This is a genomic window from Actinobacillus arthritidis (assembly GCF_029774155.1).
GTDB lineage: Bacteria > Pseudomonadota > Gammaproteobacteria > Enterobacterales > Pasteurellaceae > Actinobacillus > Actinobacillus arthritidis.
Map to the genome: position 1 here is coordinate 1570675 of NZ_CP103833.1, position 24136 is coordinate 1594810.

16 protein-coding genes and 4 pseudogenes are annotated in these 24136 nt (G+C 41.3%); 7 read left to right on the forward strand and 13 right to left on the reverse strand.

The annotated features are described in order from the left end of the window. Positions 1 to 3 precede the first annotated feature (3 nt). The gene (locus NYR89_RS07325; RefSeq protein ID WP_279445310.1) at positions 4 to 222 is read left to right on the forward strand and encodes a YheU family protein; all 219 of its coding nucleotides are present in this window, start codon (positions 4 to 6) and stop codon (positions 220 to 222) included. A 76-nt stretch (positions 223 to 298) separates the two neighbouring features. Then, positions 299 to 976 carry a cAMP-activated global transcriptional regulator CRP gene (crp, locus tag NYR89_RS07330; RefSeq protein ID WP_279446661.1) on the forward strand — a complete coding sequence of 226 codons (678 nt, stop codon included), beginning with the start codon at positions 299 to 301 and terminating at the stop codon, positions 974 to 976. Positions 977 to 1024: 48 nt separating this feature from the next. Here the strand turns inward: crp and NYR89_RS07335 are convergent, their stop codons facing one another. Continuing rightward, the gene (locus NYR89_RS07335; RefSeq protein WP_279445311.1) at positions 1025 to 1348 is read right to left on the reverse strand and encodes a MazG nucleotide pyrophosphohydrolase domain-containing protein; all 324 of its coding nucleotides are present in this window, start codon (positions 1346 to 1348) and stop codon (positions 1025 to 1027) included. Positions 1349 to 1410: 62 nt separating this feature from the next. Here NYR89_RS07335 and NYR89_RS07340 point away from each other — a divergent pair, with 62 nt between their 5' ends. Further along, positions 1411 to 1971 carry an LOG family protein gene (locus NYR89_RS07340; RefSeq protein ID WP_279440458.1) on the forward strand — a complete coding sequence of 187 codons (561 nt, stop codon included), beginning with the start codon at positions 1411 to 1413 and terminating at the stop codon, positions 1969 to 1971. A 35-nt stretch (positions 1972 to 2006) separates the two neighbouring features. Here the strand turns inward: NYR89_RS07340 and hflX are convergent, their stop codons facing one another. The 7 genes and pseudogenes from hflX to argS all read right to left on the reverse strand — a co-directional run bounded on the left by hflX (position 2007) and on the right by argS (position 14664). Continuing rightward, positions 2007 to 3365, reverse strand: a complete 1359-nt coding sequence (gene hflX / locus NYR89_RS07345; RefSeq protein ID WP_279445312.1) for a ribosome rescue GTPase HflX — start codon at positions 3363 to 3365, stop codon at positions 2007 to 2009. Positions 3366 to 3376: 11 nt separating this feature from the next. After that, the gene (hfq, locus tag NYR89_RS07350) at positions 3377 to 3679 is read right to left on the reverse strand and encodes an RNA chaperone Hfq (protein WP_279445313.1); all 303 of its coding nucleotides are present in this window, start codon (positions 3677 to 3679) and stop codon (positions 3377 to 3379) included. 63 nt (positions 3680 to 3742) lie between these two features. Further along, positions 3743 to 4688, reverse strand: a pseudogene (gene miaA / locus NYR89_RS07355) (tRNA (adenosine(37)-N6)-dimethylallyltransferase MiaA). A 251-nt stretch (positions 4689 to 4939) separates the two neighbouring features. Continuing rightward, on the reverse strand, positions 4940 to 10453 hold the full coding sequence (locus NYR89_RS07360; protein WP_279445314.1) for a YadA-like family protein: 5514 nt from the start codon (positions 10451 to 10453) through the stop codon (positions 4940 to 4942). A gap of 477 nt (positions 10454 to 10930) precedes the next feature. Further along, the gene (locus tag NYR89_RS07365) at positions 10931 to 11545 is read right to left on the reverse strand and encodes an HI_0552 family protein (RefSeq protein ID WP_279445315.1); all 615 of its coding nucleotides are present in this window, start codon (positions 11543 to 11545) and stop codon (positions 10931 to 10933) included. 74 nt (positions 11546 to 11619) lie between these two features. Next, complete coding sequence (cgtA, locus tag NYR89_RS07370; protein WP_279445316.1) at positions 11620 to 12795, reverse strand: Obg family GTPase CgtA; 1176 nt, start codon at positions 12793 to 12795, stop codon at positions 11620 to 11622. 142 nt (positions 12796 to 12937) lie between these two features. Beyond that, a pseudogene (gene argS / locus NYR89_RS07375) lies at positions 12938 to 14664 on the reverse strand (arginine--tRNA ligase). A gap of 96 nt (positions 14665 to 14760) precedes the next feature. Here argS and NYR89_RS07380 point away from each other — a divergent pair. From NYR89_RS07380 to mutL, 4 genes and pseudogenes are all read left to right on the forward strand, one after another. Next, positions 14761 to 15357, forward strand: coding sequence for a VOC family protein (locus tag NYR89_RS07380; RefSeq protein WP_279445317.1), 597 nt, complete (start codon positions 14761 to 14763; stop codon positions 15355 to 15357). Between the two features lie 22 nt (positions 15358 to 15379). After that, positions 15380 to 15842, forward strand: a pseudogene (locus NYR89_RS07385) (outer membrane lipoprotein). 26 nt (positions 15843 to 15868) lie between these two features. Then, positions 15869 to 16144, forward strand: a complete 276-nt coding sequence (locus tag NYR89_RS07390) for a deoxyribose-phosphate aldolase (RefSeq protein WP_279445318.1) — start codon at positions 15869 to 15871, stop codon at positions 16142 to 16144. Between the two features lie 77 nt (positions 16145 to 16221). Next, positions 16222 to 18092 (forward strand): annotated as a pseudogene (gene mutL / locus NYR89_RS07395) (DNA mismatch repair endonuclease MutL). Positions 18093 to 18135: 43 nt separating this feature from the next. Here mutL and NYR89_RS07400 read toward each other — a convergent pair. The 5 genes from NYR89_RS07400 to NYR89_RS07420 all read right to left on the reverse strand — a co-directional run bounded on the left by NYR89_RS07400 (position 18136) and on the right by NYR89_RS07420 (position 24102). Continuing rightward, complete coding sequence (locus NYR89_RS07400) at positions 18136 to 18627, reverse strand: hypothetical protein (RefSeq protein ID WP_279445319.1); 492 nt, start codon at positions 18625 to 18627, stop codon at positions 18136 to 18138. 89 nt (positions 18628 to 18716) lie between these two features. Beyond that, complete coding sequence (locus tag NYR89_RS07405; RefSeq protein WP_279445320.1) at positions 18717 to 18947, reverse strand: zinc ribbon domain-containing protein; 231 nt, start codon at positions 18945 to 18947, stop codon at positions 18717 to 18719. A gap of 74 nt (positions 18948 to 19021) precedes the next feature. Next, positions 19022 to 21040: a M13 family metallopeptidase gene (locus NYR89_RS07410; RefSeq protein WP_279445321.1), complete on the reverse strand. Its 2019-nt coding sequence runs from the start codon at positions 21038 to 21040 to the stop codon at positions 19022 to 19024. Between the two features lie 177 nt (positions 21041 to 21217). Continuing rightward, entirely contained in the window at positions 21218 to 23185 is a 1968-nt protein-coding gene (locus tag NYR89_RS07415) for a site-specific recombinase (protein WP_279445322.1), read from the reverse strand. Between the two features lie 110 nt (positions 23186 to 23295). After that, positions 23296 to 24102, reverse strand: a complete 807-nt coding sequence (locus tag NYR89_RS07420; protein ID WP_279445323.1) for a D-hexose-6-phosphate mutarotase — start codon at positions 24100 to 24102, stop codon at positions 23296 to 23298. Positions 24103 to 24136: the final 34 nt, after the last annotated feature.

Sequence of the window (24136 nt, forward strand, 5' to 3'; positions counted from 1 at the left end):
TTTATGATTATTCCATGGCAAGAACTTGAGCCTGAAACATTAAATAATGTCTTAGACTCATTTATTTTACGAGAAGGCACCGATTACGGTGAGAGAGAGCTATCTTTAGAGGAAAAACGTGAACGTTTATTCGCTCAGTTAAAGGCGGATAAAGTCGTGATTGTGTGGTCTGAACTTCATCAAAGCCTTGATATTAAAGATAAAAAATCTTTCTTAGGCTAATTCATACTCCCGTGATACAATCGCAAAGTTTAAACATTAAAAGCTATAAAAGAATTTATCGAGGTTTTTTATGCAGATGCAAGATATTTCAATTTCAACACCTCAATTAGACAGTGAAATGACTGTCACGCCATCTATCCACGATCCTGCGGTAGAATGGTTTCTTACCCACTGTCATATTCATCGTTATCCATCAAAATATACACTGATTCACGCCGGCGAAGATGCAGAATCTTTATTCTACATTGTGAGTGGCTCAGTTGCGGTATTTATTAAAGATGATGAAGGTAAAGAAATGATTCTTTCACATCTTGGACAAGGCGAGTTTGTTGGAGAAATCAGTTTATTTGAAGAGTCTGTTCAACCACGTACAGCTTGGGTAAAAACCAAAGGTGCTTGCGAAATTGCAGAAATCTCGTATAAAAAATTTAAACAGCTTGTACATTTAAATCCGGATATTTTAATGTATCTTTCGGCACAAATGGCTCGCCGTTTACGCCAAACATCACGTCAAGTGAGTAATCTTGCGTTCTTAGATGTCACCGGTCGTATTGCTCAAACACTAATGAATCTCGCAAAAATGCCGGATGCGATGACCCATCCAGAAGGGATGCAAATTAAAATTACCCGTCAAGAAATTGGTCAAATGGTCGGTTGTTCTCGTGAAACAGTCGGCAGAATCTTAAAAATGTTAGAAGATGAGGGCTTAATTTCAGCCCACGGTAAAACGATTGTGGTTTACGGCACTCGCTAAATTTTAATGAAATCAGACCGCTTGTTAATCCTAACAGGCGGTCTTTTTTTATTCGTCTTTTACATAACGTTTGATAAATTTTGCTTGGTGCTTTTCAATCACTTCTTCAATCGAAATATCGTATTTATCCGCCAAAATAAACAAATTATCCAGCACATCGCCCAGTTCCTCGATCAAACACGCCTTTTTCTCTTGATAAGACGCCTCGGTTTCATCCGGACGATCTCTACCGATTTCAATCGCCCGCACCGCTCGCGCCACTTCACCGATTTCTTCACTTAAAAAGTTCACTCGAATAAACGGATTGTAACGATACCAGCCCTGTGTCTGATAAAATTCTCTGACCCAATTTTGATAATCTTGAATCTGCATTGTATTTCCTTGTTCGGCTTGTCATAATAACTTCAGTTTAATCGGAAAAAATAGGAAAGCCAATGAATATTACCGTTTATTGCGGCGCAAGCGTAGGAAACAAACCGCAATATCAACAAGCCGCACAAGCACTCGGCGAATGGATTGCCAAACATCAACATCAATTGATTTATGGCGGCGGAAGAGCCGGTCTGATGGGGATTGTTGCCGACAGCGTATTAGCACAACACGGCAAAGTAACCGGCGTGATCCCAACCTTTTTGCAAGAAAGGGAATTAGCTCATCCTTCGCTTACCAAGCTGATTGTCGTTAAAAATATGCCGGAACGAAAATTAAAAATGATTGAATTGGGTAATGCTTATATAGCCCTACCAGGGGGACCCGGTACGTTGGAAGAAATTAGCGAAGTGGTATCGTGGGCGAGAATCGGACAAAATAACAACCCTTGTATTTTCTTTGATGTCGAGGGTTACTATCAACCGCTTAAAGCCTTTTATCAACAAATGGTCGGCAACGGTTTTCTTACTCAAACCGATTTGGATTGCGTGTTATTCTCTGATGATCTTGCTGAAATCGAGCAATTTATTCAAAATTATAGACCACCGGTAATCCGACAATATTAAATGCAAAAAGCGGTAGCAATGCTACCGCTTGTATTCTAGCTTTCTTCCCAACTTGCAAACTCAATATATTCCGCCAATTCCGGGAATTGTTTGAGCCACTTATTCCATTGCACTAAATCCACTTCTACTTCAATCAATCGGTCACCAAACTGATTAAAGACTTCATTTTTAATACAATGTTGTAAACGGAATTGCGTATAAATTTGCCCAGCGATTGCCGGTAATAATATCTTCTCACGCACTAACTCATTGCGTAAACATTCCCGAATCGCTTCATACAACAAATCAACGCCTTGATTGGTTTGTGCGGAGAGATAAACCGCTATCGGTTTGCCGTCATCATTCCGCTCAATATGTGGCATCACACCCTCGAGTTTATCGACTTTGTTATAAACCAATAAGGTTGGAATGTCTAACGCACCGATTTCATCTAAGACTTGATTAACCGCATCAATATTTTCATTTTTGCGATCATCCGCCGCATCAATCACGTGCAACAATAAACTTGCTTCGGTGGTTTCCTGTAACGTCGATTTAAAGGCGGAAACCAAATCGTGCGGTAAGAAACGAATAAAACCGACCGTATCTGCTAAGATTGTCGTACCGACATCTTGAATCTGCATTCGGCGTAAAGTCGGATCAAGTGTTGCAAATAACTGATCTGTCGCATAAACGCCGGCGTTAGTAATTGCATTAAACAAGGTAGATTTCCCCGCATTGGTATAGCCCACCAATGAAACGGTTGGAATGTCCGCTTTTTGACGAGTTTTCCGATTTTGGCTACGCCGCTTATTCACTTTCTCTAAGCGGTTTTGTAACTGTTGAATCCGCACTTTAATCAAACGGCGGTCGGTTTCCAGCTGGGTTTCGCCCGGTCCGCGTAAACCGACTGCACCGCCTTTTTGCTGATCTTGATTACCCAAACGGCGAACCAAACGGGTTGCCAAATGTTTAAGCTGTGCCAGCTCGACCTGTAATTTGCCCTCGTGCGATCTGGCTCGTTGGGCAAAAATATCTAAAATCAGACCGGTTCTATCCACTACCCGACATTCACATAATGCTTGTAAATTACGTGTTTGTGACGGACTAAGCTCGTGATTGACTAGCACCACAGTAGCTCCCAACTCTTTTACTGCTTGAGCAATTTCATCGGCTTTACCTTGCCCGACAAAATATTTGATATGTGGTGCAGAACGCGAGGTGGTTAAAGTAGCAAGAATCTCAACACCAGCCGATTCGGCAAGCGTTTGAAATTCCATCAGATTCTCAATATCTTTGGTTTGGGAAAGAAAGAGATGGACTAAGACCGCTTTATCTTGCGTATGAGAAAAGTCTTTTATCTGTTTCTCAGATAAAGCAAAGCCAAATACAGCATTTTCATCTGTATTTGGCATTTCATTATGAATTAAGGCTTCAGTAGTAATAACTTAATTATTCCGTTTTGTCCGCGTACTTCAACTGCCGGAGCGGGTTGAGCTTGTGCCGCACCGCCATTGTTATGAGAAACTGAGCGAGCCGGTACTACGGTTGAAATTGCGTGTTTGTAAACCATTTGGCTTACCGTGTTCTTTAATAAAATTACGAATTGGTCGAAAGATTCGATTTGTCCTTGTAATTTAATGCCGTTAACTAAATAAATTGAAACAGGAATACGCTCACGACGAAGTGCATTCAAATATGGATCTTGTAAAGATTGACCTTTTGCCATTTTCTTTTCCTTTTTATTGTTGTGGTGAATATTGTTTTAGTGCCAAAGGCGAAGACGATATTATCATAATTTAATTAAGTTTTGTTCGATCTTTTTCATCATTTTTAACTTAGAACTGGTCGGATCTAAACTGTCCAACCATTCAATTTCGCCATTCCAGCCTCTTAACCAAGTTAATTGGCGTTTTGCAAGCTGACGAGTAGCACAAATGCCTTTGTAAATCGCTTCATCAAGCGAAATATCGCCGTCCAAATGTTCCCACATTTGACGATAACCGACACAACGGATAGACGGCAGATCTTTATGTAAATCGCCTCTAGCACGTAATTTTTCTACTTCTTGCTGAAATCCGAGATCGATCATTTTCTGAAAACGTTGCTCAATACGCTGATGTAATACCGCTCTGTCTTGTGGTGCAATCGCAAATTGCAACACCTGATAAGGCAAACTCTCACCCCTGTTGAACCGTTAACTCTGTCATTGTTTTGCCTGTGATATAAAAGACTTCTAAAGCACGATTAATCCGTTGACTATCATTAGGATTAATTCGATTGCCGGCAACCGGATCTATCTCCAATAATTCACGATGCAATCCGTTCCAACCGATTTGCTCCGCTTTTGCTTCAATCTCCGCACGAATACCCTCATCAGCGGAAGGTAACGGCGAAAGCCCTTCCAACAATGCTTTATAATAGAGCATCGTGCCGCCGACTAATAACGGAATACGTCCGCTTTCGCAAATTGCCGCCATTTCTCGTAACGCATCAGCACGAAAGTTCATCGCTGAATAACTTTCGCTCGGATCTAAAATATCAATTAAACGGTGTGGAGCAAGTTCTAATTCCGCTTTGCTCGGCTTCGCCGTACCAATATCCATACCTTTATAAATTAACGCCGAATCGACACTAATTACTTCCACCGGAAGCGTTTGACGTAATGCGATTGCCAAATCCGTTTTGCCCGAAGCGGTCGGACCCATTAAAAAAATTGCTAAAGGTTTCTGATTCATATTGTTCCGTCTAAAGTTACAAGCGGTCGCATTTTAGCGGAAATTTGCCAAAAGCCCAAATGGAATCCTTTTTGTATTTTGTCAAAATATTGAGAGATGTTTTCAATAATCTATTACAGTTCCAAAGGGACTGACTTATATGTAATCACGTATGGTTTACCGTACGTAGGCAAGTAGAATTAAAAAAACGGCGATAAGTTTGCACCTATCGCCGTTTTTATCTTACTCAGTTAATTGAGTAAAGCGTTAAATTACCATTGGTAACCTACACCCACAGAGCCACCAACGTCACCACGAGTATTCGCATTACCTTGAAGTTTTAAGATAACTTTACCATTATCAGACGCTTGAGAGTAACCTACCGCTACCGCACTTTCGCCTTTAAATGTACCCGCAGAAGTCGCAACCATTGATTTACCCGGAATGTAAACTTGTGGTAAACCTGCCGCATTTGCACCCGCGATACCCGCACGTAAGTCTTTATTAACTTTGTTGATACGGCGGTTTACACCACCGATTTCCTCTTTTAATTGACCTACGTTCACCGCATCAGTACGAGCTTTACCAGCTTTCACATTAGTAATACGTGTTGGAGAACCGTCTTTGTTACCTACTTTAACCGCGGTATTGCCATCAACGTCTTTACCTTCACTGATTACTGTATTGTTACCAACTTGTACTGAAGTAAACTCAGGTGTTTTTGAAGTTGCGATATTGATATTTCTACCCGAACCGCTAACAACGATATTGTTACCTGCATTAATGCTGACTTTATCGCCCGCTTTCACTTTATCGCTGTCTTTGTACTCAGATTTACCTGTCGTACCTTCAACCGCTTTAGCTTCCACGTTCCAAGCCACATTGTTAAGTGTATTTGCAAGATCACCTGCATTTACAAACTTATTCGCTTCTTCGCCGGTTGGAACAGTTACATTACCTGAATCAGCAACATTTAACGTTGTATTGTTAACATTGTATGCAATGTCACCCGTATTCGGGTCAACAGAAACATTGGTATTAGAACCGTTTACAAAGTTAACTTTACCGTCTTTGTTCGTTGCCGGTTTACCGTTTACATTCACGTAATTGTATAACTGACTACCGTTAACCGCTTGCTTGCTGTTCGGAGAAATATCGCCGTCTGCAACGTTGCTAATCTTATCGCCACCCACATCTAAGCCGTTGTCGCCTGATGTTAATGTTGTAGATTTAGCTGGATCTTTCGGATCGCCTACCACAACGGTTGTAGCATTCATTTGGTTAAATGTCACATTGTCTTTGGTTGCATACGTAAACTTGCCGTTTTCTTGAACAAGTTTCATATTTTTACCTGCATCGAAAGTTACCGTTTCACCCGAATTAATAAGCTCATTCGATTGACCTGACACTTCTCCGCCATCAACACCTTGATCTGCTGTTGCGATCCAACTACCGGTTCCACCAATATCTCCAGTTACACCTTTATCTCCGATTGGACCTTTATCTCCGATTGGACCTTTATCGCCAGTTTCGCCTTTGTCTCCGGTTGCACCTTTATCACCAGTTAAGCCTTTATCACCGGTCTCACCTTTGTCTCCGGTTGCACCTTTATCGCCAGTTTCACCTTTGTCTCCGGTTGCACCTTTATCGCCAGTTTCACCTTTGTCTCCGGTTGCACCTTTATCGCCAGTTTCACCTTTGTCTCCGGTTGCACCTTTATCGCCAGTTTCACCTTTGTCTCCAGTTACACCTTTATCACCGGTTGCACCTTTATCGCCAGTTTCACCTTTGTCTCCGGTTGCACCTTTATCGCCAGTTTCACCTTTGTCTCCAGTTTCACCTTTGTCTCCGGTTGCACCTTTATCGCCAGTTTCGCCTTTGTCTCCGGTTGCACCTTTATCGCCAGTTTCACCTTTGTCTCCAGTTAAACCTTTATCGCCTGTTTCACCTTTGTCTCCGGTTGCACCTTTATCGCCTGTTTCACCTTTGTCTCCAGTTAAACCTTTATCGCCAGTTTCGCCTTTGTCTCCGGTTGCACCTTTATCACCAGTTAAGCCTTTATCACCGGTCTCACCTTTGTCTCCGGTTGCACCTTTATCGCCAGTTTCACCTTTGTCTCCAGTTAAACCTTTATCGCCTGTTTCACCTTTGTCTCCGGTTGCACCTTTATCGCCTGTTTCACCTTTGTCTCCGGTTGCACCTTTATCGCCAGTTTCACCTTTGTCTCCGGTTGCACCTTTATCGCCAGTTTCACCTTTATCGCCAGTTTCACCTTTGTCTCCAGTTACACCTTTATCGCCAGTTTCACCTTTGTCTCCGGTTGCACCTTTATCGCCAGTTTCACCTTTGTCTCCGGTTGCACCTTTATCGCCAGTTTCACCTTTGTCTCCGGTTGCACCTTTATCGCCAGTTTCACCTTTGTCTCCAGTTTCACCTTTGTCTCCAGTTACACCTTTATCGCCAGTTTCACCTTTGTCTCCAGTTTCGCCTTTGTCTCCGGTTGGACCTTTATCGCCAGTTTCGCCTTTGGCACCTTTATCGCCTGTTGGGCCTTTATCACCAGTTGGACCTTTTGCACCGCTAGGAATCGTGATCTTCGTACCATCTGAGAAAATAACTTCAGTACCACCATCATCAAGTATCGTGCTACTTGTAATCGTAATAGATTTTCCGTCAACACCATCTTTACCATTTTGCCCAACTGCAGAAATAGTAATTTCATTATCTTTTTGATCAATCTGAATATTATTTCCAGCAGTAAATTTAATTTGATCATCAGCTTTAACTTGATAATCACTTGAGCCAGTATTTATACCCGTTGAGCCTGCAAGTACACCAGTTGTTAATCTCCATCTAGGGTTACTTAACGTGTTTGCAACTGCATAAAGCTGTGAACCATTGATCGCATCGGTTGATGTTGCAGAAATTTGACCGGTCGCAACATTCTGAATTTGACGCTCAGCCCCAACATCACCTACTGACACCACAGATAATGGTGTACTTCCAGCAAAACCTGAATAAGCTACACCGTTTACTGTTGCTGAATTTACAGGGGTGGCTGTTGTAGTTGCTGAATATGAACCTAAAGCAACAGAATCTTTTACATCTGTACTTGATAAATAACCAATAGCTACAGCACTATCGCCATTAGCACCTACTGAACTGCCTGCTCCGATACCAACACTGTGGTTAGCATCAGTATAAACTTCAGAACCTAATCCAATACTAAACATCCCCTTTATCCTTGAAAGGGTACCAATGGCAATAGATTCGACACTGAAAGATTGAGCATCTGTACCCATTGCAATAGAGCTACTTCCTTGAGCCAAAGCATTAACACCTGCGCCTAATGAACCACTAGCTTTAGCACCATCATTTTGATAGTTGCCTTTAATTATGAAATCATTATCATTTACACTATAATAATGATGTTGTGCTTTATCTAATGCGAAGTAAAGCTGTGAACCGTTGATTGCATCGGTTGATTCTTCTGAGATTAAACCTGCCGCTACGTTTTGGATACGACGCTCATCGCCAACTTTACCAACAGAAATTACCCCTGCACTTGGTTTAGCAACGACAAAATTACCATATGTAACACCATTGACCGTACCCGACTTAACTGCCGTTGTACCCGCTGTTATTGTTGATAATGCACTCGTCGTTTCAGCAAAATTACCTAATGCAACAGAACGTGCAACATTTGCTACCGCCCCCATACCGAATGCAATGCCATGGTTTTCCGTAGCCTTCGCACTTTCCCCCATTACAATCGTATTTACTCCTGATGCATTCGCAGTTTTACCTATCGCAATTGCATTCACTCCTGAAGCATTCGCTTCTCGACCAACTGCAACTGTATTCCAATTAGATGATTTTGTTAATGGGCCAAGTGCCAATGAAGATGCAAACGAGGCATTCGCACCAAAACCAAAAGCGACGGACTCACTACCTAAAGCTTTCGATGATGCTCCAACCGTAGTTGATTGATGACCACTACCAATTTCAGCACTATTACCAATAGCAATACCGTTTTGAGTCGCTACCTTTGATTTCAAGCCAATAGCAATAGCACCGACACCAGTGTCTGCTGGAGTCGCTTTTGCACCATCACCAATCGCAATACCAGAACCTTTATCCGCAGTTGCATCTCTACCTATGGCTATCGTATTTGGTGCTAGTGCTTTTGCACCATCACCACCGGCAAAAGATTTTTCAGCAATTGCTTGGCTATTACGACCAATCGCAACCGCGACCACACCACTATTATTTGCATTATCCACCGTACCAGCTACTGCATTTAAGCCCACTGCAACCGTATCACTGTCATATGCTTTTGCATATGAACCTAAAGCAGATGATGAAGAGCCTTGTGCCATTGCTCCAGTACCAATTGCTGAAGAATTTACATGTGTCGCTTTAACATTTGTACCTACCGCAGTTGCACCTTCATTCAACGCTTCCGCAGAACTACCAATTGCGGTACTTGGAAGTCGCCCTTTAGCCAATGAATACGCATTATAACCCACTGCTACACTACGATACATCTGTGCAATCGCATTAGTACCCATAGCTACGGGACTTTCAGTAGCCCAACCGCCTCTACCGTTTGAAGTTAAATATCCTGCATTCAGTATAGCCTGAGGAATGTCATCACCGCTAGCATAGGTTACACCCTTGATCGTGGTCGCTTGAGTAAAAGTAAAACCTTTACTTAACTCAATATTTTTAAAAGCGGTAACTTGATCTTCATTAGTCGTTGCGTACGCTAAAGTCGCTTTTAATGCTTTTGTACCACGCGTAATAGGTACATTTTGTCCATCTACCACTAAAAATTGTGCATCTGATGAACGTGAATTTATACCGATTGCTACTGAGCCTTTACTCCCCCAAGCGGTAGAGTCCACACCCATAGCTAATGAGAGAGAACCCGATGCAATAGTCTTAGCACCGATAGAAGTTGTATCAAAATCACCATCAGCAATTGCCTGAAGACCGATTGCCGTATTCCTATAATCTTCCGCTTTTGAATCTTTACCCATTGCAAGGGCATATCGAGCGACAGAGTTATGATAACCAATAGCCGTAGATGTAGGACCAGTAGCATTATTAAATGAACCTAAAAGTACTTGTTCGTCACCATCTTCTGTGCCTGACGTCGATTTACCTACGTTCCAAAGACCAAAGTTTACTGAATTATTACCCTCTAAAATAAGATTTCGCCCCACTGCAACTGTATCTAGTTGAGGTGTCGCCTTATTTACATTTGCAGTAATATTACTACCGAAGTATACTCCAGTTGTTGTAAAACCGTATAGGTGTGACCATTTGGTTGAAACATTAATATCTTGACCAACAACAACAGCTCCTAAACCACCTGTTAAGTTATTACCTACCATTACGCTTGCGCCCGATGAAGTAATATCATTACCTACATGGGTCACATACCGATAAGGAGGATAACTACCATCAGAATCTGTAGTTAATATATCTTGAATATTATGACCTAAAAAGACTGCATTACTTAAATTAAAGAAATTATTGAGATCCTGACCAATCATAAGTTGTTGGTTAATATTGTTTGCAATAATACCGTTAACCGTAGAATCATTTGCACTAGTCTCAAATGTACCGCTTGCGACAAGTAGGTTATTACTTAATAAAACAAAACCTGCTACGGCAACCGCTTGTGTCGTACTCTTTTTGTTCTTTGTTTTAGATAACTCAGACACCGCTATCCATGTTTGCGATGAGTGATCCCAAATTACCTTAAAAATTTTATTCATAAATATTCTCTCTTAATTTTGGTTAAAGCTTACTTATTAAAATGACTATAAATAGTCGACAATAGATTATGATCTATGATTTCATAGCCTAAATCAATTAAACATCAAATTCCCTACATTTCTTTACTCATCAGACAAAAAAATCCTGTTTTGTTTTGTTTTGTTTTGTTTTGTTTTGTTTTGTTTTGTTTTGTTTTGTTTTGTTTTGTTTTGTTTTGTCAAGATTATGTTAAAATAATTGATTTTAAATGGAGATATTTTTGTTGACTGTGCCATACATATCGAATATCTATGCCACGTACGATAAACTGTACGTGGGTTAAACATAGGGCTAGCCCTCCAGGACTGTGATGATACAAATCTTTTACAAATATTGATTCAGTCCAATCGTAGGGGGAGCAATGCTTGTATCCGTAATGGGAAATATAAAAATAAGGGCGGATATATTATCCGCCCGATAAATCTATAAATATTCGTCTATTTTCTATGACACGCTTCATACAGCGGTAATAATTGGCGAATGGTTTGGTAAATAAATTCCGCCATATCAATCTGATCGAGCTCGGCTTTTTCGATATTACGTCCGATACACCAAAAATCTTCTTCATTTTCAAGCGATAATAAATCGGTTTCTTTCAGCGTTTTAAAATCGGCATATTCACTTTCCGCACCGTGCCATACTTCAAAATCTTGGTATTGAGAACGATCTAATTTTTCCAACCATTGATTATATTGCGCTAATGAAATCTGCGAACGATCCGCTCGGTAACAATGCCAATCCAAACACACCTGTAAACGGCGGCGATTTAAAATCACCGATAAGATTGCCGCAGAATTACGGTTAAATTCATATTTGTAATAAGCAAAAAAGTGCGACCGTACCTGCCAACCGTTACACCATTTTTCAATATGCGGTTCGGCAAACGGCATACCAAGCTGACGAGCCACGTCTAAATGCAACGCTTTCCACTTTTGCCACTCCGCTTTGTAATGTGCTTTAATGAGCGGAATATCTTCCGGACAATATTTTTTCATTTGTGCAAATTGAAAAAACGGGATTTCAAATAATTCACAACTTTTGGCATTCAGCATTTTGATTCCTCAAATAAAAAGCGGTCGAATTTGCAAATTTTTTCGCAAATTCAACCGCTTGTCATTAGCTGGGATTAGCTACGGGTGTACACAAATTCCACACCTTCTTCATCTTCTTCCGACCAATCATCATCAAAGTCATCCCAATCTTCTTCGATAGGGTTTTGCATTGCTTCTTGATGGTAATCATCCCATTTGAATTTCACTTCATCCGCTTCTTTATTTTCTTCTGCGACTTCACGAGGGTTCGCTTCGATAAAGTCCATAATATCACGGGTCAGGTTTTGCACGTTTTGACCGGTTGCGGCAGAAATTAGGTAATAATCACCTTCCCAACCGATTTGTTCAGCGATTTCTTGCGCACGAACTTGTGCTTCTTCTTCGCCAATCGTATCAATCTTATTGAATACTAACCAAGTCGGTTTTTCCGATAATTTTTCACTATATTGGTAAAGCTCGCTTTCAATCACCGAAATATTTTGTGCCGGATCGCTTTCATCAATCGGCATAATATCGACTAAGTGAATTAACACACGGCAACGCTCAAGGTGTTTTAAGAAACGAATACCTAAACCGGCACCATCCGCCGCACCTTCAATTAAGCCCGGAATATCCGCTACCACGAAACTGCGATCCGCACCGACACGTGCCACGCCTAAACTTGGCACAAGTGTAGTAAACGGATAATCCGCTACTTTCGGTTTTGCGACCGATACGGCACGGATAAAGGTTGATTTACCGGCATTCGGTAAGCCAAGCATACCAACATCGGCAAGTAACATTAACTCAAGTAATAAATCACGTTTTTCGCCCGGTGTACCGTTAGTTTTTTGGCGAGGCGCACGGTTTACCGACGATTTAAAACGGGTATTCCCTAAACCGTGATAACCACCTTTTGCCACCAACATTTTCATACCGTGTTTGGTTAAGTCACCAATCACTTCTTGAGTGTCATTGTCGATCGCTCGCGTACCGACCGGCACACGTAAAGTAATATCGTTACCACGGTGTCCGGTACAGCCGGCGCTACGACCATTTTCACCACGACCTGTTGCGTAACGTTTTTCAAAACGGTAGTCGATAAGCGTATTTAGGTTTTCGTCAGCGATTAAATAAACATCACCGCCGTCACCGCCATCACCGCCGTCCGGCCCACCTTTCGGGATATATTTTTCACGGCGGAAACTTACACAACCGTTACCGCCATCACCTGCTTCAACACGAATCAGGGCTTCATCAATAAATTTCATTGTTATTCCTTTTTTACTCCCCTCTTTAGCAAAGAGGGGCAGAGGGAGATTTGTTAGATCTAAAATTTGCAAAATATTGGAGAAATTTCACCGCTTGTAAAATCTCCCCTACCCCCTCTTTACAAAAGAGGGGGACGTTTCATTACATTTTTTCAATCGTCTTAATACCTAAGAGATCTAAACCTTGTTTTAACGTTTTCGCTGTTAATGCGGCTAAACGTAAACGGCTGTTTTTCACGTTTTCTTCTGCATTGAGCATTGGGCAAGCTTCGTAGAAACTTGAGAATGCACCGGCTAACTCATAGAGATATTGGCAAAGAATATGCGGCATACCGTCTTTTGCCACGCCGTTTAACGCTTCTTCAAACTGTAAAAGTTTAACCGCTAACGCACGTTCTTTATCTTCAGTTAAGTTAATTTCGCCGTTTAAGCCGTTTACATCAATGCCGGCACGGTTGAAGATTGAACGGATACGAGTATAAGCATATTGCATATATGGTGCAGTGTTACCTTCAAAGGTCAACATATTATCCCAATCAAATACGTAGTCTGTAGTACGGTTCTTCGAGAGATCCGAATATTTGACCGAGCCGATTGCCACCGCTTCCACTACCGTCGCTTTTTCTGTCGCGGTTAAATCCGTTGAACGCTCTGAAATTAATTTATCCGCACGCTCAACCGCTTCATCCAATAAATCTTTTAATTTAACCGTACCACCCGAACGGGTTTTAAACGGCTTGCCGTCTTTACCTAACATCATTCCGAAGAACGGATGTTCAAGGCTGAAACTTTCCGGCACATAACCCGCTTTACGAGTAATTAACCACGCTTGTTGCATATGTTGTGCTTGGCGAGAATCCGAGAACACTAACACACGATCCGCATTTAACGTTTCATAACGATATTTCGTCGCAGACAATATCAGTCGTGGTATATAAGAAACCGCCGTCTTTTTTCTGTACGATAACGCCCATCGGGTCACCGTCTTTGTTCTTAAATTCTTCTAGGAACACCACTAACGCACCGTCGTCTTCCACCGCTAAACCTTTTGCTTTTAAATCCGCTACGATTTCCGGCAACATCGGGTTGTAAAGGCTTTCGCCCATCACATCTTTTTCTGAAAGCGTGACGTTTAAACGATCGTAGTTTTCTTGATTGTGGTGCATAGTAATATCGACTAATTTTTTCCACATCGTACGGCAATATTCATCACCGCTTTGTAGTTTCACCACATAGTTACGTGCTTTTTCGGCAAACACTTCATCACTGTCGTAATGTTCTTTTGCCGCACGATAGAAGGCTTCCAAATCACTTAATTCCATTTGGCTGGCGTGTTCGTTTTCCATTTTTTCCAAGTATGCGATTAACATACCGAACTGCGTACCCCAGTCGCCGACGTGGTTGGCACGAATCACTTTGTTACCTAAAAATTCTAAGGTACGTACCACCGCATCACCGATAATGGTTGAACGTAGGTGACCTACGTGCATCTCTTTTGCCACATTTGGCGAAGAATAGTCGATTACGATAGTTTGCGGATTTGCAGTTTTAATCCCAAAATTGACCGCTTGTAATGCTTCACTTGCTTGGCTTGCTAACCACGCTTGGTTTAAGAAAATATTGATAAAGCCCGGGCCGGCAATTTCTAATTTATCGGCAATGCCATTCAAATCTGCGTTATCTAAAATTTTCTGCGCAAACTCACGTGGGTTCATACCTAATTTTTTTTGCGCCCATTGCACCGTTTGCTTGATAATCGCCAAATTCCGGCTTACCTGATTGACGAACAAGTGGCTCAACATTGCTTTCTGCACCAGCCGCTATCATTGCTTGTTTAATTTTGTCTGATAAAATCTGTTGAATATTCACGAATATATAACCTTTTTCTACGTGCAATCTCCTGCACGATACTAATTTAAAAATCCGAATAGTGCAGAAAATTGCACCCTAAAGGAAAAACGCTCTATGATACAAGAAAATGCAAAATTTTACGAGAAAATGACCGCTTATTTTGGCGATTTTTCTGAATTTCAACAAAAAATTCAGCAAATTGCCCATTTGGCGATGCTGGATTTAAATCAGTTTAAAATTGACCATTTAGCAGTCAGAATGAATGACTGGCAGACTGCTGAACAATGGCGCTCATTCTTACTTGAACAAGGTGAATTGTTAAAAGAAAGCGAAGTAAACGGACGACCAATAGCCCTTATCAAACTCAGTCAGCCGTTATCTTTTTTAGGGCAAGCGGTTTCAATTATCGAATTACCGTTCCCGAAAGATAAAGTTTATCCGCAACAAGGTTGGGAACATATTGAAATAGTTTACCCAATGAAGAAAAACGAAACGGTTGAGCAATGGGTTGAACGTACCTTAAAACAATTTCATTTAAAAATTAATGCCAATCTTGAACTTAAAATCAGCCAACCACAGGTAGAAGGCGAGCGTTTACCCAATCCAAGTATTGCAATTTCATTAAAAAATAAAACTTATTCCAATCCTTATTGTCTAAAGCTCCACCCTTATGATATAAATGCGGTGGTCCGTTCAGAGGATCATTTCTGAACAACTTTTGTTGGAGAACAATATGAAAAAATTTAGTTTAGCGTACGCTTTATTTGCCGGTTTAACCCTTGTAGGTTGTGCAAATACCGATATTTATAGCGTGCGTATATGGCTCAAACCAAGCGAAAGAAGCTCGTTCAATCAGCTATGGTACGATTGTTTCTGTACGTGATGTCAAAATTCAAGCTGATAACCAAGGCGTTATCGGTACTGTCGGCGGCGGTGTGTTAGGCGGTCTAGCCGGTTCAACCGTTGGCGGTGGTTCAGGTCAAGCAGTTGCAAGTGCAGTCGGTGCGATTGCCGGTGCAATGATTGGTAGCACAGTTGAAGAGAAAGTGAGCCAAGTATCTTCATTAGAAATGGTTATTCGCAAAGACGACGGTAAAGAAATCGTTGTTGTTCAGAAAAAAGAAGACGGTTTTACTCCGGGCAAACGTGTTAGAATTGTCGGTTCAAATTCAGATTTGAACGTATCACTTCTTTAATTTATTTATCTTTCAAGGTATTCATAATGAAAAAATTTTCTTTTACTCTATTAGCAACTGTAGCTTTAGCGACTTGTACGCAAGATTTCTATGCGGATAAAGGTAATGCCACAATTTTAGACAGTAAAACCTTATCTCAAGATACTGTTCAGTTAACTGTTAAAAAAGATAACGGTGAACTTGTAACCCTTACTCGTAAATATGATTCACACGCGACTGTAGGTGCACGAGTAAATCTTGCAGAGAAAATAGAACAGCAAGATTCGGATTTAACCACTATTCGTCGTTACGAATTTAAATAATCGGATCTCTCGTTATAAAATGGTCGCTCATACTTTTCAGTTTGGCGACCATAATTTTTTCTAAAGTACATAAAGTTATGACTCAAAATCTTATCCATATCCTTCCTCCTCAACTCGCTAACCAAATCGCGCCGGCGAAGTGGTGGAACGCCCTGCCTCCGTAGTAAAAGAATTGGTGGAAAACAGTTTGGATGCCGGTGCAAATCAGATTCAAATTGATATTGAAAAAGGTGGTTCACAACTTATTCGCATTCGAGATAACGGCTGTGGCATCAGTAAACAAGATTTAGCCTTGGCTTTAGCTCGTCACGCGACCAGTAAAATTTCCAGTTTGGAAGATTTGGAGATGATTTTAAGTTTAGGCTTTCGTGGTGAAGCACTAGCAAGTATCAGTTCCGTTTCTCGCTTAACACTCACTTCTCGCCCGGAAGGGCAAGCGGAAGCATGGCAGGCGTATGCACAAGGGCGTGAAATGGAAGTGGAAATCCAGCCGGCTTCGCATCCGGTAGGCACGACAATTGAAGCGGCGAATTTATTCTTTAATACGCCGGCACGCCGTAAATTTTTGCGTACCGATAAAACCGAATTTGCACATATTGATGAGGTGGTTCGCCGTATTGCCCTAGCGAAACCGAATATTGGCTTTACCCTGACCCACAACGGTAAAACAGTTCGCCAATATCGTAAAGTACAAGATAATTCAGTCGAACAGCAACAGCGTCGAGTAGCGGCAATTTGTGGCGATGAATTTATTCAAAATGCGATCCATATCGACTGGCAACACGGCGATTTACATTTGTATGGTTGGATTGGATCACCGGCGATTTCTACCGAGCAAAATAATTTGTGTTATAGCTACGTAAACGGGCGAATGATGCGTGATAAAACGATTAATCACGCTATTCGCCAAGCCTATGAAGCAACCAATATGCCAGCCGGCAATTACCCAGCATTTGTGGTCTTTTTAGATATTGACCCGAGTCAAGTCGATGTGAATGTACATCCGGCAAAACACGAAGTACGTTTTCATCAGGGGCGATTAGTACACGATTTTATTTTGCAAGGTGTACAAACCGCCTTACAGGGACAAGCAGAAATCGGTTTAGTCGATCAAGTGAATGAGCCGTTACCGAGTTATCAGCGAGATAGCAATCGTATTGCGGCAGGTGGTAATAGCTTTTTAACGCCGCAACCAGCGGTCGAATTTACAGAAAATTTGGCAAAACCGACCGCTTCTCGTATGCCAAGTTATTCATCTCGTGCAACAAATGTCTCCAAATCGGCACAAAAATGGTATGGGGAACTGGTCAGTCAGCCACAAATTCCATCAGATCGCAGACAGGATGTTTTTGAATCGAAAATCAATGTTACGCCGGTCATTTTTGCCCAAGAAAGAGGGGATGCTGAACATAAGTCGATACAATCCGCACCGACAGCAACAGGACATTGGCGACCGTTAGCCATTGTGCAAAATCAGGCACTACTGCTAAAAGCGGAACAACAATTTTATTTGCTTTCGCTAGAAAAATTAGCTCGCTTACGTTTTCAAACACAACTTGCCAAAGGCGACAGCCAAGCGTTATTGATTCCGTTGACTTTAAGTTTAGACGAGCCACAAACACAGCGTTGGCAAACCCTTAAAACAGAATTGACAAACTTGGGATTTGCGATCAGCGAGAAAACCTGGCAAGGACAAATGCGTCTTTCGGTTGCCCAAGTGCCGAGATTATTAAGAGAACAGAATTTACAACAAATCTTATTAGCCTTATTGGATGCACAAGCGGTCGATTTAGCCCAATTTTTTGCAAAATTTGCACCGATTCCGACCGCTTATAGCTTGTCAGAGGCAGTAAATTGGCTAGCTGATAGCGAACAATTCGCCAAAGCAGAATTGGAACAGCTAAAAGTTGAGGTTGATTTTTCAGGCTTTTTAAACCAATTAAATTAACAAAAAACGCTAAGCATATTACTTAGCGTTTCTTATCTTGGTACTATTTCACAACAATCTTCGCACCATTCGCAAAGACTAATTCTTTTGCCACATTTAACGAACGTACACTTGCTTTAGGATCAGATAAAATTTGGCGTACATTTTCCGGCAATGTTTCAAGCGGAATAGTAATCGTTACGTCTGTTTTTGCTTTCGATCCTAACGCTTTCTCAAATACGACCGGAATATCTTGAGCAAAAAAGGCTTGATCGCCTACGGCATAGACTGAATGCCATGTAATAGATTTGATATGCGTTTTGCCTTTATTTCGTACAAGGTATTTAAATACTGCAACCGCTTTATTATCTTGCTGACCGATACCACGCTCCGTAAAAGTTAATTCTACTTGGCGATTAAATTTCTCAAGGTTTTTATCTTTTACCACCGCTTGTTTTGTTGGTTTTTCTGCTGATGTTTTCACTTCCGCCGCTTGCGTATTTAGTGTAACCAATGATGCAAATGCTAAAACAGTTAATGATTTGATTAATTTCATTTAATTCTCCTTCGGATCTTAGGTTTTTTATGACAATAGATTTTACCCTATGTTCATAACAACTCAATATAATACCAACGACTTGCGAATTAATTTAACAATAAACTCGCTCCGATAATCACAAGACTAAATACCGCTAACCAAAAGAGCTGTATCTTGATATTTTGGCGATTAAGTTCCTGATTATGTAAACGGCGCTGTTCCAGTTTCTCACGATAAACGGCTAAGTCCGCTTCTTGAAATGAAAAACCGCAATGTGGGCAAACGATAACACTCTCGCTAATTTTATGTCGACACTCTGGGCAACGTTGTAATGCCATAAAATTTCCTTAAATTAAGCGGTCGGATTTCAGCGATTTTTTGCAAAATTGTACAAAAACCCAACCGCTTGCGATTACCAAATACGAATACGTTCCGCTTCATTACGATACATTTTATCGCCGGCTTTAGTGCTAAACGCACGATGGAAGCCGCTAATATTCAACACCGGTGCATAAGCACGGAATTGCCCCGGTGCGTGCGGATCGCTTTTCACTTGGTGAGTAAGCGCTTGCACGGTCGCTTTATGCCGCCACGAGCGAGTCCAACTCATAAAGAAACGTTGATCACTGGTAAAGTTTTCAATCGTCGGGCTAGTACCGTGATCTTGCTCATACAATTTCAACGCATCGTAAGCGATACTTAAACCGCCTAAATCGGCAATGTTTTCACCTAAGGTGAAACGACCGTTGACAAAAACTTTCGGTGCGACTTCAAATTGATCAAATTGTGCGACTAATTTATCTGCCAAGGCTTCAAATTTTTTGCGGTCGTCTGCCGTCCACCAATCTTTTAGATTGCCTTCGCCGTCAAATTTTGAACCGCTATCATCAAAGCCGTGGGTGATTTCATGGCCGATAATCGCCCCGATTGCCCCAAAATTAACCGCCGGATCTGCCTGTTGGCTATAAAGCGGCGCTTGTAAAATACCAGCCGGGAACACAATACGGTTCATTAATGGGCTATACGAAGCGTTTACCACTTGCGGTAACATTCCCCATTCATTTAAATCAACCGGTTTGCCGACTTTGGCAAGATTATAGTCGTAACTCCATTTGGCAATTTGTTGCATATTGGCGTAGAGCGTACCGCCTTGCGCCACGGTTTTAAGGGTTAAGTTACTGTAGTCGCGCCATTTGTTAGGATAACCGACCTCGACAATAAACTTATCTAATTTAGCTTTCGCTTTTTGTTTGGTTTCCGCCGACATCCAAGCTAAGTTATCAATACGATGATGATAGGCTTTAACTAAATACTTCGCCATTTCCAACACATCATTTTTTGCTGATTGTGGGAAAAATTCCGCCACATAAAACTGTGCAAATTCTTGTCCGAGCCAGCTATTTATCGTGGCTAACGCACGTTTTTCTAACGGACGTTGCTGTTTTTGACCCACTAATTTTTTGCCATAAAACTCAAAACGAACATCATCCATTGCTTTGTTCAAGTAAGGGGCGTTGTCTGATAAAGTGCGGAATAATAAGTAGTCTTTAATTACCGCTAAATTTTGCGGATTGATAAGCTGATCCAACGCTTGGAAATAACGAGGTTCATATAAAATTACCTCATCGGTTTCCACGCCAACCGCTTGCAAATACTGAGCTAAATCAATATTTTTACTCAGCCTATTAAGCTGTGTCATATTGGTTGGGTTGTAACGTTTTTGGATGTCACGATCTTCTTCATTAGTAAACAACGTTTTCGCAATCGCTTTTTCGTAAGCGACAATCGCTTTGGCTTTTGTCGCCGGATTTTCGACTTTAGCATAGCTTAAAATCTGGGCAATATATTCTTGATAAAGTTTCAAGGTAGCACGGTTTTCCGGCGTATCTTTTTGGAAATAATCGTTACTTAAACCTAAATCTACATTGCTTAAATAAACCCCGTTTTGGCGAGAATTTTTTAAGTGAGCAAATACCGACCAACCGAATAGCACTTCATTACCGGCTTTGGTTTCTTCAATCAAATAGCGTTTTAAATCGGCAAAGGTATTGATCTGTTTAATTTGCTCAATATCTTTGGCAATCGGGCTAATCCCTGCTTGTTCACGTGCATTTAAATCGGTATAAGTTTCATATAACGCTTTTAAACGTTGGGCTTTCGCATCGTTGGCAAATTTCGGCTCAGAAATAACCGCGTGTAAGAATTTAATCGAACGTTGTTCATTCAATTCATTTAATTCCGCTAACGTACCCCATGAGGTTCTATCTGCCGGAATTTGTGCTTTTGCCAGCCATTTGCCGTTTACAAATCGATAAAAATCTTGTTGTGGGGCAACCGTATTATCCACACCTTCTGTTAAGGTAGATTGATAACTGCTACTACAGCCCGAAACCGCTAGCACAAGGCTACAAGTTAGAAATGTTTTTTTCATAAATGATTTACTATTATTAATTATCTGTTTCAATAATGTAGAGGCGAATTGCATTCGCCCAAACAATTTATAATGAATATCATAAGGACGAACACAGTTCGCCCCTACAAATATACTTTTGTGCAACTGCTACATAATACCTATAAATATGATCAACCGAACCACTTTATTCCACAATTATTTATTCAACTGCACCGGAAGAATAAGACTTAACGGGCGTTTACGGATAATTTCCCATAAACATTTGAAAATTTCTTTCCAGCTATCAATTTCAGTATTACGTGAACGTAAGGCAATCCATAATGTTAATGAGAAGCTCACAATTAAGTTAACCGCCCCAATCATCATAACAAAACAGATACTTTGTAACAGCACTTGCCAGCCTAATGATTCGCTTACCACCGCATAGCCGACATTCGCCGAAGAAAAGGCAACGTGACGAATATCAAGTGGTAATCCTAACCAATAACCAATCACACCGGTAATACCAAGCAACATACCGAATCCTAAGTTACCGATAATCGAACCTGCATTATTATGCACATAGTCAGCAAATTTCTCTCGGATGGATAACGGTAAAATTGCCTTTAACCACGGGTGCTGTCTTAAGCGCATACGGGTATTTAAATAGTTGCTACGGTTGTCAAAGTAGCCGGAAATAATCCCCGAACAGAACAACCACAAACCGGCAATTGCCGCAAACCATAACGTCCCTTTGGTCGGATCAATCGAACTTAGCTGATATTGTACCATTTCACTGTCTAATAACGCTTTGCCGGTATGTTTTGTATAGCCATAGGCGATCAATGCCGCCACACTCATCGACACAATCACATTCCCCAATACTGCAATGCTTTGTGAACGCAATACGTCCACCAATAATTGCGCCAGTTTCATATTCACCGCTCTGCCCTGCGGGTTTCGTTCGACTGCCTCGGCAAAACGGGCGGCAGTCATCGCCGGTCGCTTGGTCGCCACGGTAAAATGCAACATAAAGATAATGGTAAAACCGATACCGTAGTTCAAACCTTCCGCAATACCTTTCCAGACCTTATCGTCAATCATTCCGCCTAGATAGACTTTAAATAGCGCCATCAGCGCAATCAGTACTCCACCGCCGGCAGCAGAATAAAACATACTGAAATATTCTTTTTTATCTCGAGTAATATAGTGTTCGCCATGATCACTGGTGTGTTGAGTAATGCTACGAGAAAGCATTTTGACGCTCTGTTTCCATAAATCAGAAATACTGTGCTGATTTGCCGAAGCTTCCGCCAACATTTTGGTAATTTGCAACACACGTAAACGAGCAACTCGGTTGGTAGAAAATAATTCCATCAACATAGATAAACGATCTAACGTTTGGCTTAAACGCTCAAGCAAGTGCGCCACACCGAGTGACGAACCGGCTGTCGATCCTTTTTTCTGTAAGCGATCAACCAATTCACGTGATTGGCTAAACATCACCTGTAAATGACTATCGTCATAATATTGATTTTGACGGCGAGCCTCTAGCCATTGGAAAACTTCTTTTTGCAATGCGACAAAAGGCGAATCCGCATCCAGCAATGTTGGATCTAAGCGAATTAACTCCGGTTCCAAATCCTCTGCCGCAATCCAAATCGAAAGCATTTTGATCGCAAATAACCCTTCGTGACGAATATGCTCATACAGCCAGGTTCTATCCTGTTCACTTACACAGCGATCTAACGTGTTAAGAAAATTTAACCAACTCTTAGTCGGAATGGCATTAATCCATTCCACATCATGCCGATCGCAAAACAAGAGAATAAACACATCACGTAAATCATTCACATCTTTAAAAGACGGGTTGAGCTTCTCATATAAACGATTACGCATTTCTCGCCCAAAACCTTGGCGACCTAAAATGCCGCTACTGACAAGAATCGGATATAAACGTAACTGGCAAAGCCAACGGCAAATCAATGTCGCCACTGCTTGAGCGAGTTCCGGCTGTTGCTTGAGTAGATTGGTAAAAAATTCTAATTTTTCGACCGCTTGTTCCGGCTTGCCGGCTCGGAGCCACTGGCACAGCCCGTTCAACAAGGTAAAAGCGTCATTTTGTTCAATTTGTTGGGTAACAAAGGAAGAAAGTGTCGTTTCATTTAGTTTTATTTTTGGCATATTTGATTATATTTGTTCCTATCTTTCATTAATTTCGATAATTTTGAACTTATTTTACGGGAAAAAGTTCAAAATAAAACGGTAAGGTTCCCCCTACCGCTTTCTCACTATTACACTAACTTAAAGATAACTTCAAAACTTTCGCCCTGTTGTAATTTTCGATTTATACGGGCAGTTTCTACACATAACATCGTTTGATAACCGGCTTCACTCATCGAGCTTGTTGCTTTATGCCACGGGTTCCATAACACAATATCGCTCGCATCAATATGCTCAATTTGAATCGTGCGTTGATTTGCCGCATCTTCAATGCAATTAATAGACTGCTCCGCGCTATAAATGCAATCTACATTTTCATGGATTTTACGTGGTGAAGGCACTTGTACGAATTGTTTAGTCAGCGAATCAAAACATTTATGCGGTAAACCTTTCACTTCGGTTTGCTGAATATCCGCCACATTAAAATAGCTATGCAATGCCGCCTGTGCTTCTTGCTCTGCATAATGAGTGAAAATCAAATGACATTCTTGGTTAAACGCCATTTCAATTTTCGCTTCGATAATATTTTGTTCGTCATAGAGCGAAAATTCTAAATAGGCATATTCTTCATCCATTTCATAATGACTGAGCGACCATTCACGAATGCGTGCCGTACCGTGTGACGGACTTTTTGCCGAACCAAACCACGGATAACAAATCGGCACTCCGCCACGAATCGCATTGCCTTTTTGGAACGGCTCAATCTCCGAAAGCCATAACACATCTTGTTGTGCCGCTGGTCGCCAACTTAATAATTGTGCACCTTGCAAAGCAACCAGCGCAGAGCCTAAAGCATGTTGTACTCGAATCACATATAACTCATGACATTTCTCAAGGCTGATACCTTGGCTAATTTGGCGAATAAATTCGGTTTTCATTTTTCACTCCTTTAACATTCCCAAAAGCAAGCGG

Excerpts from the sequence above, each read along its gene's own strand:
- NYR89_RS07325 (WP_279445310.1), top strand. The coding sequence starts at position 4 with ATGATTATTCCATGGCAAGAACTTGAGCCTGAAACATTAAATAATGTC.
- crp (WP_279446661.1), top strand. The coding sequence starts at position 299 with ATGCAAGATATTTCAATTTCAACACCTCAATTAGACAGTGAAATGACT.
- NYR89_RS07335 (WP_279445311.1), bottom strand. The coding sequence starts at position 1,348 with ATGCAGATTCAAGATTATCAAAATTGGGTCAGAGAATTTTATCAGACA.
- NYR89_RS07340 (WP_279440458.1), top strand. The coding sequence starts at position 1,411 with ATGAATATTACCGTTTATTGCGGCGCAAGCGTAGGAAACAAACCGCAA.
- hflX (WP_279445312.1), bottom strand. The coding sequence starts at position 3,365 with ATGCCAAATACAGATGAAAATGCTGTATTTGGCTTTGCTTTATCTGAG.
- hfq (WP_279445313.1), bottom strand. The coding sequence starts at position 3,679 with ATGGCAAAAGGTCAATCTTTACAAGATCCATATTTGAATGCACTTCGT.
- NYR89_RS07360 (WP_279445314.1), bottom strand. The coding sequence starts at position 10,453 with ATGAATAAAATTTTTAAGGTAATTTGGGATCACTCATCGCAAACATGG.
- NYR89_RS07365 (WP_279445315.1), bottom strand. The coding sequence starts at position 11,545 with ATGCTGAATGCCAAAAGTTGTGAATTATTTGAAATCCCGTTTTTTCAA.
- cgtA (WP_279445316.1), bottom strand. The coding sequence starts at position 12,795 with ATGAAATTTATTGATGAAGCCCTGATTCGTGTTGAAGCAGGTGATGGC.
- NYR89_RS07380 (WP_279445317.1), top strand. The coding sequence starts at position 14,761 with ATGATACAAGAAAATGCAAAATTTTACGAGAAAATGACCGCTTATTTT.
- NYR89_RS07390 (WP_279445318.1), top strand. The coding sequence starts at position 15,869 with ATGAAAAAATTTTCTTTTACTCTATTAGCAACTGTAGCTTTAGCGACT.
- NYR89_RS07400 (WP_279445319.1), bottom strand. The coding sequence starts at position 18,627 with ATGAAATTAATCAAATCATTAACTGTTTTAGCATTTGCATCATTGGTT.
- NYR89_RS07405 (WP_279445320.1), bottom strand. The coding sequence starts at position 18,947 with ATGGCATTACAACGTTGCCCAGAGTGTCGACATAAAATTAGCGAGAGT.
- NYR89_RS07410 (WP_279445321.1), bottom strand. The coding sequence starts at position 21,040 with ATGAAAAAAACATTTCTAACTTGTAGCCTTGTGCTAGCGGTTTCGGGC.
- NYR89_RS07415 (WP_279445322.1), bottom strand. The coding sequence starts at position 23,185 with ATGCCAAAAATAAAACTAAATGAAACGACACTTTCTTCCTTTGTTACC.
- NYR89_RS07420 (WP_279445323.1), bottom strand. The coding sequence starts at position 24,102 with ATGAAAACCGAATTTATTCGCCAAATTAGCCAAGGTATCAGCCTTGAG.